The following is a 12301-nucleotide window of genomic DNA, read 5'->3' on the forward strand; positions in this document are numbered from 1 at the left end:
TCATATGGCGCTTTTGCGCGACCTGCCGCGATGCGGCCCAATATCACCAATTTAACGCGCCACTACCATTCAATACGGTCCTCTAGCACCAATGCGTAGGGTCTTGGCCACCACACCCGACTGCAATTCCCAGTACATATTCGATAATTTCTTTCCCAACGCAGCGACTGATGATCTAACTGTTCAGAAAGAGCTGTCACCCTTCATTAGGCAGCAATATTGCGTTCGTTTTTGGGCAGTTGGAGCCAACAGATGCAGGGAAGCAGGCTGCGCTTTTCTAAAAACTTGTTACTGGGCATCGTGGCTGCCGCAATGCCGACCGGACTGTCCGCTCTGGAAACCTCGCTGGTCGCGCCAGGCGCTCCGCAAGAGTTGGTTGACCGGATCGAGAAGACATCTTCGGTTACCACCGCAGAATCCCGCGGGTTGGATACTCCTCTGGAAATCCTGTCCGCTGCCCTGTCGGATTACCGGACCATCGTCCAGATCATGTATGATGAGGGATATTTCAGCCCGGAAGTCAGCATCAAGCTGGATGGTCAGGAAGCAGCAGAGCTCAGCTCGCTCAGCGTCCCGGCCAAGATAGACCGCGCGGTGATTACCGTGGCAACGGGCCCCTCCTACCGTTTTGGCGAGGCGACCTTGCGACCGATTGCGCCGGAAACCGTCTTGCCCGAGGATTTTGCGATTGGCAAACCCGCCTCGACTGGGGCCATCCAGCGCGCGGCCTCGGCCGGTGTTCAGGGCTGGCGCAACGTGGGTCATGCCAAGGCCGATGTCGCCGGGCAAAAGGTGATCGCGCGCCACCCACAGGCCCGGCTGGACGCAGAGATCGACGTCGATCCCGGCCCGCGCCTGAGATTTGGCGAGATGTTCATTCTGGGTGATTCTGACGTCAAACACTCTTCGATCGAAAAGATAGCGGGTTTCCCCTCGGGTCAGGTCTATTCGCCCGAAGAAATCCAGAAGGTCGGCACCCGGTTGCGCAGGACCGGAACGTTCAATGTGGTCGCCATCGAAGAGCGTGAAAACCCGAACCCCGACGGCACGTTGGATTTCGACGTCTATTTCGAAGACCTGCCCAAGCGCCGCCTGACGCTGGGTTTCGAAATAGCCTCGCGCGATGGGATCGACCTGACCGCCACCTGGACACACCGCAACGTGTTCAAACGCGCCGAGCGTCTGCGTTTTGAAGCTGCATTGCGCAACATCGGCGGGTCCGAGGACTTGGATGGCCGGATCGGCTTGCGACTGGACCAGCCAGACCGGCTTGGCCCCGATGACAGCACCTTCTGGAATGCCCTGATCGACCGCCGCAATACGGACAACTACAGTGTGTCAATCACCTCGCTGGCATATGGTGCGCGCCGGACCTTCTCGGACCGGCTTTATGCCGAGGCTTCGGCAGGGTTTCAGTTGTCAAACGCGGACGATGCCTTCGGCGACGGACGCAAATTCAGGTATTTCATCCTTCCGTTCCGCGCCGAGTGGGATGAACGCGACAGTAAGGTCAGCGCCACGCGCGGGTTCTATCTGGATGCGCAGGCTATGCCATTTGTTGGACTGTCAGGCACGGAAACAGGTGCCCGCTTCTTCGCGGATGCGCGCAGCTATACCAGCCTTGGAACCGACGGGCGCATCGTTCTGGCGGGTCGGGTGCAAATCGGCTCAGTCATCGGCCCCTCGCTGGACGGTGTGACCCCGGACTTCCTGTTCTATTCTGGCGGTGCAGGCACTGTTCGCGGGCAGCCCTTTGAAAGCCTTGGTATCCCCGTCGGAGATGAGGTTGCAGGCGGCAAGTCGTTTTTGGGGCTTTCGGGCGAAGTTCGTGGTAAAATCACCGATACTATCTCGTTGGTCGGGTTTTATGACTACGGGGCGGTCGATACGACGGCTTTTGTGACCAGCACGGCGAATTCCCATTCGGGGGCTGGTCTGGGGGTCAGGTACGATTTGGGCGGCTTTGGCCCGTTGCGGCTTGATCTGGCTGTGCCGGTTCAGGGTGACACGGGCAATGGTCTGCAATTCTATATCGGGATCGGACAGGCATTTTGATACGACGCACTTCATATACGATTGTCAGTGCCACTCTGATCGCAACCGCACCACCGGTATTCGCGCAGGAAGACGGCGGCGGCAGTATGCTCGAGACCTTCTTGCAGGACACATTGTCGGGCGACAATCAGAACGTAACGGTCAAGGGCCTGCAAGGCGCGCTCAGCGCCCGTGCGACGATTGAGGAAATCACTGTCGCCGATGATGAAGGCGTCTGGCTGACCATCAAGGACGCCCAGCTTGATTGGAACCGACTGGCCCTGATCCGGGGACGGTTTTCGGTCAATGCACTGACAGCACAGGAAATCGACATCGCCCGCGCACCGGGGGCGACGACAACGGAGGAACCCGCCGCTTCGGCTGAGACGCAGCCATTTCAACTCCCTGAATTGCCGGTTTCCATCGAGATCGGCGAGATTCGGGTGGATGAGCTGGCCTTGGGCGAGCCTCTAATCGGTGTGGCGGCCGATCTGTCTGTCACTGGAAATCTGTCTCTGGCCGATGGAACGCTGGACACCAATCTGGACATCACCCGGCTGGATCGCGCCGGGGATGAGATCAAGCTGACCGCTGGATTCCAGAACGACTCGAGCCAGATCACACTGGATTTGCAGGTGATCGAGGCGTCGGGCGGGCTCATATCGACAGCGCTGAAAATCCCCGACAGCCCGCCGATTGGGTTGACGGCCAAGGGATCAGGCCCGCTGACGGATTTTACTGCCGATATCGGGCTGAGCAGCGATAACCAGCAGCGCGTTTCGGGGCAGGTACGCCTGCGCGCGGCTGAAGCCGATCAGGGTATCGCCTTCACCACCGACCTCAGCGGCGACCTGACCCCGTTTCTGACCGCCGAGATTGACCCGTTTTTTGGCACCGAGACCCGCCTGTTCGTCGACGGGCAGACCAAACCCGACGGCGCTCTGGAGGTCTCGGACCTTGAACTGACGACGCAGGCCCTGAGCCTGAAAGGGGAATTGCAACTGGGCGAAGGCAGCGCCTTGCAACTGGCGGCCCTGCAAGGGCGGATCACCCCGCCCGACGGGCAATCCGTGACCCTACCCGTCGCAGGTGGGGATACGTCGATCAAAGCGGCACAGATTTCGGCGCTGTTTGACCGGAAAAACGGCAATCTGTGGGATCTCAGCCTGACGGCCAACGGGCTGAACGCACCGCAAGCCAATCTGCAAAACGCGCGCATTACCGCTCAGGGCGTTCTGGATCAGGACGAGGGCTTTGCGGTCAGCGGCGATCTTCAGGCCAGTGTTTCCGGCATTGACCTGAACGATCCCGCCCTGAACGCCGCTTTGGGGCAGCGGATCATATTGGACGGACAGTTCGACTATGGCAGCGATCAGTCCTTGAACCTGTCCGGGTTCGAGCTGATCGGCTCGGACTATGATCTGGCGCTGGATGCGCTGGTCAACGGCCTGAACAGCGGGCTCAGCATCGATGGCTCGGCCGAGTTGAACGCAACCGACCTGTCGCGCTTTTCCGATCTGGCGCAGATGGAACTGGGCGGTCAGATCACGGCGCGGGTCGAGGGCAAAGGATCCCCGCTTGATGGCAGCTTTAACGGCAAACTGACCGTTGAGGGGGCCGACCTGTCGACTGGGCGCGAGGATATCGACCCGATTATCACCGGCAACACCACCGTCACGCTGGACGGTCAGCGGGGGGCGGACGGCATCACGGTGCGTACCTTCGCTCTGGACAGTTCCGCCGCGCAGGTCGAGGCCAGTGGCAACGTCACGACACCAGATGGAAATCTGACAATTGACGGGCAGGCAAAAGTCAACGCCCCGGATCTGTCGGTCTTTTCCGGGTTGGCCCAACATGATCTGGGCGGCTCTGTCCGGGCCGAGTTCGCGGGCCAGGGCACCGCGCAAACACAGGAATTCGACGGTACGCTCAACATCGTCGCGCGCGATCTACAGACCGGCTTGGCCGATTACGATCCGTTGCTGACCGGGCAAACCACGATTCTGTGGGATGGCGCGCGTTCGCTCGACAAGATTGAAATTCGCAAAGCAACCGTGAACGGCACAGCGCTGCGTGCGCAGGTACAGGCGACGGTCAACAACCCAACGGACGCGCCTTCGGGTGAAGGGACGGTGCAGTTGGTCGTGCCCGACCTGTCGCTTTTCTCGGGCATTGCGGATCGGGAACTGACCGGTGTGGTCAACGCCAATTTGACGGGCAGCGGCGACCTATCGAGCCGCGCTTTTGATGTGCAAGGTGATGTGGATGCCGACAATATCCAGATTGGAATGGACCTTGTGGACCGCCTAATTCAGGGCCGCACGACCCTGTCTGTGGACGCCCAAAACAGCGACGAAGGCTTGGATGTCAGAACCTTTCGCCTGAAGGGCACCGCAATCTCGGCCGATGCGTCGGGCAAGGTGGCGCGTCAGTCGGGCGGGCTGAATTATTCGGTTCAGCTGGATGACCTAGCGCGGATCACGAACATCCTGTCAGGGCCGCTAACATTGACCGGCAATGTCGCACCCACCGCGGATGGCGTCGAGGGTACGACAACCCTGAGTGGTCCCGACAGCTCCTACGCGTCATTGATCGGGTCGGTAGACGCGGACGGTTCGGCGGATTTTGACTTTGACGCCAAGTTCAACCGGATCGAGCGGTTCCTGCCAGAGTTCCCTGGCTCAGTCGCCACAAGCGGCACGGCAAAGCGGCAGAACGGGGTCTGGACCATCGATTCCAACACCGAAGGTCCGGCACAAATTAACAGCACTTTGTCCGGCACGTTTGATGAAACCTCGGGCGAAGCCGATCTAAAGGCCGTGGGCGGTGTCAATATCGGCATCGCGAACCTGTTCATCTCGCCCAACAAGATCGACGGCACGGCCCAGTTTGACGTGGCGCTCAAGGGCAAGCCCGCGCTGGATGCGCTGAGCGGGACAATCACCACCAACGGCACCTCGCTGGCGCTGCCAACCGCAGGACAGACCTTCACCGGGATCGACGGAACGGTAACATTAGCGCAAAGCCGGGCAACCATTGCGATAACCGGCGGCCCGCGCTCGGGTGGCAGTTTCAACGTGTCCGGACCGATTGACCTGACCCCGCCCTTCAACGCCAATGTGACGACGACGCTGAACAATCTGGTGCTGACAGATCAGCTCTTATTCGAAACATCGCTGAACGGTCAGATCGCGCTGACCGGCGCTCTGGCTGCCAACAGTGCCGTTTCAGGCCAGATCAATTTCGGCGAAACCAATATCAATCTTGCTGCGGCGTCCGGCGCCGTAGGTGCCGCGCCGATCCCGAATATCGAACATGTCGGGGAAAGCCCGGCCAGCTACCTGACGCGGGAACGCGCTGGTTTGATCGTGGACGAGGAGGCCACCCAAAGCGACTCGCGCATCGCGCTTGATGTTTCACTGCTGGCTCCGAAGGCTGTGTTCGTTCGCGGTCGCGGCGTAAATGCAGAGCTGGGTGGGCGTTTGTTCATTGGCGGGACAACCAGTTCCGTGGTCCCATCCGGTCAGATCGAGCTGATCCGAGGTAACTTGGACATCCTTGGCCGCCGTCTGGCCCTGACCAAGGGGGCCGTAACCCTGCAAGGCGACCTGACGCCCTATATCGAGTTCGCATCCTCGACCAGCACGTCAGAGGGCACCGCGACGATTGAGATCGCAGGCCCGCTGGATGCGCCCGAGGTCAATGTATTCTCAGACCCAGAGCGCCCTGCAGAAGAGGCGTTGGCGATCCTGCTGTTCGGCAACCGGTTCTCGGAATTGTCGCCCTTTGTCATCGCCCAGATGGCCGCGTCATTGGCGCAGCTCAGCGGGGCGGGCGGGGACGCGACCAAAGGCCTGCGCGACAGCACCGGAGTTGATACAGTTGATATCGGCGCCACCGAGGGCGGCGCTGGACGCCTGGGCGCAGGCGCGTATCTGAGCGACAACCTCTATACCGATTTCACCGTGAACACCGAAGGTGACACCGAGGTGAACCTGAACCTGGACGTGACGGATAACTTCACCGTGCGCGGCACTGTCGACGGACAGGGTGAGACAGGGATCGGCATGTTCTTTCAACGCGACTACTGACGGCGGATACCAATCGGCTGACCGACCTGCGGCGCAGGCGTAAGCCCCGCGTGGTCGCGCACCATTTGGGCCAACCGGGCGGCGGCCCACTCTGGATACGCCTCAGACCGACCGGTGGTGTGGCTGACATTCATGAACAACGCCTCTTGTGTGGCGCAAACTTCTCCCGTGTCTGACAGCATTTCGGCAAAATAATGCCCGCGCTTGTGATCGGCATCCAACATGCGGATACGAAATGTCAGAGGCTGCCCCTCGAGCACCTCTTGCAGGAAGGACATCTGCGATTGCAGCACATAGGGTCCCTGCCCCAGCGCGTTGACCTGCACCTCACCCAAGCCCAGATGATCCACCATTAGCCGCTCGAGCGCCATGTCGAACGCAACGCCGTAGTAGCCCACATTCATATGGCCGTTATAGTCGATCCATTCGGGCAGCACTTCAAAGCCCCGAATCTCGACCGGCGCATCATAGGGGCCGTCATGCCCGCTTAACGGTTCTGTCATCTGCATCATCCTCGCAACAGGGCGGCATGTTTGGACGCACGAACCCTGCTGTCAAGAAAAGTTAAAGGCGGCCATAAGGGCCGCCTTTGTTCGGTTATTCCGCCGCGATAGCGTCTTCGATCTTTTCTACCCTGATGGCCGAGAACTTGAACTCGGGGATTTTGCCATATGGGTCGATAGCCGAGTTGGTCAGGATGTTGGCCGCCGCCTCGACGTAGGCGAAGGGGATGAACACCATATCCTCGGCAATCGCACGGTCGGCGCGCACCATGATGTCGATGCTGCCGCGACGGGTCGTCAGTCGGATTGTCTCGCCCGGCTCGATCCCCATCAACTTAAGCGTTCGGGGGTTCATCGAACAGTTCGCCTCGGGCTCAACCGCGTCCAGAACGTTCGAGCGGCGCGTCATCGACCCGGTGTGCCAGTGTTCCAGCTGACGGCCCGTAGTGGCAATCATCGGGTATTCGTCATCCGGGGCTTCATCCGGCGGGATAACGCTTGCCGGGGTGAACTTGGCCTTGCCGTCCGTTCGCGGGAAGCCATCACCAAACACGATTGACTGACCAGGATCGGTTTCGGACAGAGACGGATAGGTGATCGTCTCGGACTTCAGTCGATCCCAAGTGATGTTATCGAGCGATGCCATTGTCAGCTTCATCTCATCAAACACCTGAGACACGTCCGTGTAGCCCCAGTTCAGCCCGATGCGCTGCGCTAGTTCAACAGTGATCGCCCAGTCCTCGCGCGCCTCACCCGGAGGCGGCACGGCGGGGCGCACCCGCTGCACCTGACGGTTGGTGTTCGACACGGTGCCATTCTTTTCATACAGCGCCGAGGCGGGCAGAATGATGTCGGCATAGTTTGCCGTTTCGGTCAGGAAGATATCCTGCACGATCATCAAGTCCAACTTGGCCAGCGCATCGCGGGCGTGGTTCACATCCGGGTCAGACATGGCCGGGTTTTCACCCATGATGTACATACCCTTGATGTTGCCCTGATAGGCTTGGTCGATGATCTCGGTCACCGTCAGACCCTTCTCGTTCGAGAAATCGTCCGAGTTCCAGACCTCGTTGAACTTGGCGCGAATGCCATCGTCAGTCACGGTCTGATAGTCGGGCAGGAACATCGGGATCAGACCCGCGTCCGAGGCACCTTGCACGTTGTTCTGACCGCGCAGCGGGTGCAGACCTGCGCCCGGTTTACCAACGTTGCCGGTCATCAGGGCCAGCGAGATCAGGCAGCGCGAATTATCCGTGCCGTGGATGTGCTGACTGACGCCCATCCCCCAGAAAATCAGACCGGCCTTGGCCTGCGCAAAAGTGCGCGCGACGCGGCGCAGCTGATCGGCTTCGATACCGCAGATCGGGGCCATTGCTTCGGGCGTAAACTGGCGCAGATGCTCTTTCTCGGCTTCCCAGTTCTCGGTCCAGCGTTGGATATACTGGCTGTCGTAAAGCTCTTCCTCGACGATCACGTTCATGATCGCGTTGAGCATCGAGACATCTGCCCCGGGGCGGAATTGCAGCATTTCATCCGCAAACTTGCGCATGCCGACGCCGCGCGGATCCATTACGATCAGCTTGCCGCCGCGTTTTGCGAATTGTTTGAAATACGTTGCCGCGACGGGATGGTTTTCAATCGGGTTCGACCCGATGATGATCGCCACGTCCGCGTCCTTGATGTCGTTGAACGCAGCTGTCACCGCACCTGATCCGACATTTTCAATCAGCGCTGCCACAGACGACGCGTGGCACAGACGGGTGCAGTGGTCGACATTGTTATGCTTGAACCCCTGACGGATGAACTTCTGGAATAGATAGGCTTCTTCGTTGGTGCATTTGGCCGAGCCGAAACCGGCCACGCTGCGCGGGTCTTCGTCGCGCAGGGCCACCAGTTTGGAGGCGGCCAGATCCATCGCCTCTTCCCATGTCGCTTCGCGGAAATGGGTCGACAGGTTCGCGGGATCGACATTCAGCCCCTTGGCAGGCGCGTCCTCGCGCCGGATCAGCGGCTTGGTCAAACGGTGGGGGTGGTGGATGTAATCAAAGCCAAAACGGCCTTTGACACACAGACGGCCTTCGTTGGCGGGGCCATTGATGCCCTCGACGTATTTGACCTTGCCGTCCTTAACCTTCAGCGAGACCTTACAGCCCACACCACAGAACGGGCAGACGCTTTCGGTTTCGCTGTCATAATCCTTGCTGTCGCCCTTCTGCTGATCGTCCAGAACGGTGGCAGGCATCAGCGCGCCGGTGGGGCAAGCCTGAACGCATTCACCACAGGCTACACAGGTCGAATCGCCCATCGGGTCGTTCTGGTCGAACACCACCTGCGCAGTATGGCCACGACCGGCCATGCCGATCACGTCATTCACCTGAACCTCGCGGCAGGCACGGACGCAGAGATTGCAGTTGATGCAGGCGTCCAGATTGACGCGCATCGCAACGTGGCTGTCATCCAGCAGCGGGATTTTCTCGGCCTCTTTCGCAGGGAAACGGCTGCCCGATACATCGTTCAGCTTGGCCATATCCCAGAAGTGGCTGGAGGTGTCATGCGCCTCTTCCGGCTGATCTGCGACCAGCAGTTCCATGACCATCGCGCGTGATTTCTCGGCGCGGTCACTGTCGGTCTTGACGACCATACCGTCCGCCGCAGGACGGATACACGAGGCGACCAGAGTGCGCTCGCCTTCCACCTCGACCATACAGGCGCGGCAGTTGCCGTCCGGGCGATAGCCGGGCTGCGGCTTGTGGCAAAGGTGCGGAATGGTGAACCCTTGGCCCTTGGCGGCTTCCCAGATGGTCCAGCCTTCGGGCACGGTGACATCTTCGCCGTTCAGGTTGAAGGTGACGGTCTTGTTTGGGCTTGCGTCTAGCATGGCACTGTCTCCCTTCAGATTTCGTCAGCGAAATGTTTGATGACAAGGCGGATCGGGTTCGGAGCCGCCTGCCCCAGACCGCAGATCGAGGCGTCGCCCATCACCTGACACAGATCCTCGAGCAGATCGGTGTCCCATTTGTCGGCCTGCATCAGCTTGACCGCCTTTTCACAGCCTGCGCGGCAGGGCGTACATTGGCCACAGCTTTCATCCTCGAAAAACCGCAGCATGTTCAGCGCAGCATCGCGGGCCGTGTCCTGATCGGACAGAACCACCACGGCAGCCGACCCGATGAACGTGCCCAGCGGCTGCAACGTGTCAAAGTCGAGCGGGACGTCGTCAATATGGGAGGGGAGAAGACCTGACGACGGCCCGCCCGGTTGATACGCCTTGAATACATGGCCGTCCGCCATGCCACCGGCGGCATCAATCACGTCAAGAATGGTCGAACCTGCGGGCAACAAGTAAACACCCGGCTTCGCGACACGGCCCGAGACCGAGTAGCTACGCAGGCCCTTACGGCCATTCTTTTCAACTGAATTCAGAACCTGCGGGCCCTCGCGGCAGATTTTCGACACCCAATACAGCGTCTCGACGTTGTGGACCAAGGTCGGGCGGTTGAACACGCCGACCTGGGCCACGAACGGAGGACGGTGACGCGGCAGGCCCTTTTTGCCCTCGATCGATTCGATCATCGCGGATTCTTCGCCGCAGATATAAGCTCCGCCCCCCCGGCGCAGGTCGATATAGCCGGGCGCGACAATTTCAGCCTGCTCCAGCGCGGCAATCTCACGGCGCAGTATTTCCAGCACCGCCGGGTATTCGTCGCGCATGTAGATAAAGCAGGTCTCGGCCTCGACCGCCCATGCGGCGATCAGCATGCCCTCAAGGAAGACATGCGGCGTGCGCTCAAGGTAGTAACGGTCTTTGAACGTGCCGGGCTCGCCCTCGTCCCCGTTCACGGCCAGATAGCGGGTGCCTTCGTTCATGCGAACAAAGCCCCATTTCTTGCCCGACGGGAAGCCCGCACCACCCAGACCACGCAGGCCCGAGGACAGGATGTCTTCCTGCACTTGTTCCCAATCGCCACCGTCGCGCAGCTCTTTCAGCTTGGCATAGCCGCCATTGGCCTCATAGGCCGCGAAGGCTTCGTAGTCAGGCAGATGCGCGTGGGTGTCATCAGCCGCAATCGCAGCCTGCACCTTTTCGGGGGTCGCGTGGTCGATATGGTTGTGACCGATCTCAAGAACAGGCGCAGTATCGCAGCGGCCCATGCAGGGCGCGCGCACGACGCGGACCTGCGAGGCATCCAGACCGTCCTCCAGCGCCTTTTGCAGCTGCTGGGCACCGGCCATTTCGCAGGACAGGGAATCACAGACACGGATCGTCAGCGCGGGCGGAGGCGTCTCGCCCTCTTTCACCACGTCGAAATGGGCATAAAAGGTAGCGGTCTCATAGACCTCGGCCTGACCGATGCGCATCTCGACTGCCAGAGCGGCGATGTGGTCGGCGCTGATATGGCCGTGTTCGTCCTGAATCAAATGCAGGAATTCGATCAGCAGATCACGGCGGCGCGGGCGATCGCCCAGCAGGCGCGCGATCTCGGCCTGTGCCTCATCCGTGAACTGACGGCCTTTGGGCGTGTGCCGCCCTTTGCCTTTGCCTGACTTCCAGACGCCCTTGGCTGCGCCTGATGGCTTGGTGTCTAATGGTGCCATGATGCCCTCCGATTAAGGCCCCGTGTCTCATCAGACTAGCATATCGTCAAATCTCTTATCGCAATCGCACGATAACGACAGCTTATCACCGCAATGAGGCGACAACGGCGCGCAAAGCCTCGACCGTGGGCAATTCGGGCTCGCGCGTCAGGGTGGCCAGACAAATCGGTTTGCTGACAACAGGATCGACCAGCGGCAGCACCTTGGTGCCCCGCAAATCGCCCAAAGCCCGCACCAGAACGCGCGGAACAACAGTGGCTGCCAGCCCCTCGCGCGCCATGACCATCGAGGCTGTAAAGCCGCTGGTTTCCGCCACCACGTGCGGATGCAGGCCCTGTTCGGCGAATATTCGATCCAGAATGCGGCGGTTCTGCATCTGCGGCTCAAGTAGGCTGATCGGAAATTCGGCCACCTGTGCCCAGGGGATCGGACCCGTCTGTTCGGTCATATGCGAAGGCACAAGCAGCACATAGGTTTCCTCGTACAGAGGCTGCACCTGCCGCAGATCGGTGCCAATGCTGTCGCCATAGGTGATGCCCGCGTCCAGACTTCCCTCATCCAGCCGGTGCTGAATGGCGCTGGCCGACATGGTCTCAATCCGCGACAGGATGCGTGGATGCGCCTGCTGCAAACGCTTGATCAGCCGCCCGGTGAAAGCGATCGCCGTCGGAATGACCCCAAGGATCAACGTGCCCGTAATCTCTCCCCGCGCGGCCAGCACTTGTTGCTCCAGCGCCTTGGAATCATCCAATATCCGCCGTGCCCGACGAACCATCATCTCGCCCTCTTCGGTGAGGCCCTGAAACCGGTTGGCACGACGGACGATCGAGACACCCAACCGGTCCTCAAGATTGCGGATGCGCATCGAGAACGCGGGCTGCGATATCCCGCATTCCTCAGCTGCCTTGGCGAAATGTTGGTGTCGCGCAAGGGCGCTAAGGAGTTGGAGGTCGCGGATTTCGATCATATTCGAGTTTTCCAATAACGGGCCGACGACCACTTTAGCCGTATTAACCTGCGGGAAAAGCACCGTCTGCAGGCGAGCATACCTTTGAACGCATTCTTGTCTTACTCAAG

6 protein-coding genes are annotated in these 12301 nt (G+C 60.2%); 2 read left to right on the forward strand and 4 right to left on the reverse strand.

Translation table 11 applies throughout. The features are described from left to right. Nucleotides 1–252 precede the first annotated feature (252 nt). Together AC2FJ6_RS05145 and AC2FJ6_RS05150 are read left to right on the forward strand one after the other, a co-directional pair. Entirely contained in the window at nucleotides 253–2055 is a 1803-nt protein-coding gene (locus AC2FJ6_RS05145; RefSeq protein WP_170769935.1) for an autotransporter assembly complex protein TamA, read from the forward strand. Continuing rightward, a complete protein-coding gene (locus AC2FJ6_RS05150) occupies nucleotides 2052–6125 on the forward strand; it encodes a translocation/assembly module TamB domain-containing protein (RefSeq protein ID WP_496668554.1) in 4074 nt (1357 codons plus the stop codon). The genes AC2FJ6_RS05145 and AC2FJ6_RS05150 overlap by 4 nt, the downstream gene beginning before the upstream one ends. Here the strand turns inward: AC2FJ6_RS05150 and AC2FJ6_RS05155 are convergent. The 4 genes from AC2FJ6_RS05155 to AC2FJ6_RS05170 form a co-directional block, all read right to left on the reverse strand. Then, nucleotides 6119–6628 carry a thioesterase family protein gene (locus AC2FJ6_RS05155; protein ID WP_237217226.1) on the reverse strand — a complete coding sequence of 170 codons (510 nt, stop codon included), beginning with the start codon at nucleotides 6626–6628 and terminating at the stop codon, nucleotides 6119–6121. The genes AC2FJ6_RS05150 and AC2FJ6_RS05155 overlap by 7 nt on opposite strands. 94 nt (nucleotides 6629–6722) lie before the next feature. Beyond that, the gene (gene fdhF, locus AC2FJ6_RS05160; RefSeq protein WP_170769933.1) at nucleotides 6723–9506 is read right to left on the reverse strand and encodes a formate dehydrogenase subunit alpha; all 2784 of its coding nucleotides are present in this window, start codon (nucleotides 9504–9506) and stop codon (nucleotides 6723–6725) included. Between the two features lie 14 nt (nucleotides 9507–9520). Continuing rightward, complete coding sequence (locus AC2FJ6_RS05165; protein WP_170769932.1) at nucleotides 9521–11224, reverse strand: NAD(P)H-dependent oxidoreductase subunit E; 1704 nt, start codon at nucleotides 11222–11224, stop codon at nucleotides 9521–9523. Between the two features lie 85 nt (nucleotides 11225–11309). Next, nucleotides 11310–12191, reverse strand: coding sequence for a LysR family transcriptional regulator (locus AC2FJ6_RS05170; protein ID WP_170769931.1), 882 nt, complete (start codon nucleotides 12189–12191; stop codon nucleotides 11310–11312). Nucleotides 12192–12301 lie beyond the last annotated feature (110 nt).

The organism is Ruegeria sp. CDSA089 (assembly GCF_059612205.1).

Coding starts and splice junctions, on each gene's coding strand:
- AC2FJ6_RS05145 (WP_170769935.1), top strand. CDS start 253: ATGCAGGGAAGCAGGCTGCGCTTTTCTAAAAACTTGTTACTGGGCATC.
- AC2FJ6_RS05155 (WP_237217226.1), bottom strand. CDS start 6,628: ATGACAGAACCGTTAAGCGGGCATGACGGCCCCTATGATGCGCCGGTC.
- fdhF (WP_170769933.1), bottom strand. CDS start 9,506: ATGCTAGACGCAAGCCCAAACAAGACCGTCACCTTCAACCTGAACGGC.
- AC2FJ6_RS05165 (WP_170769932.1), bottom strand. CDS start 11,224: ATGGCACCATTAGACACCAAGCCATCAGGCGCAGCCAAGGGCGTCTGG.
- AC2FJ6_RS05170 (WP_170769931.1), bottom strand. CDS start 12,191: ATGATCGAAATCCGCGACCTCCAACTCCTTAGCGCCCTTGCGCGACAC.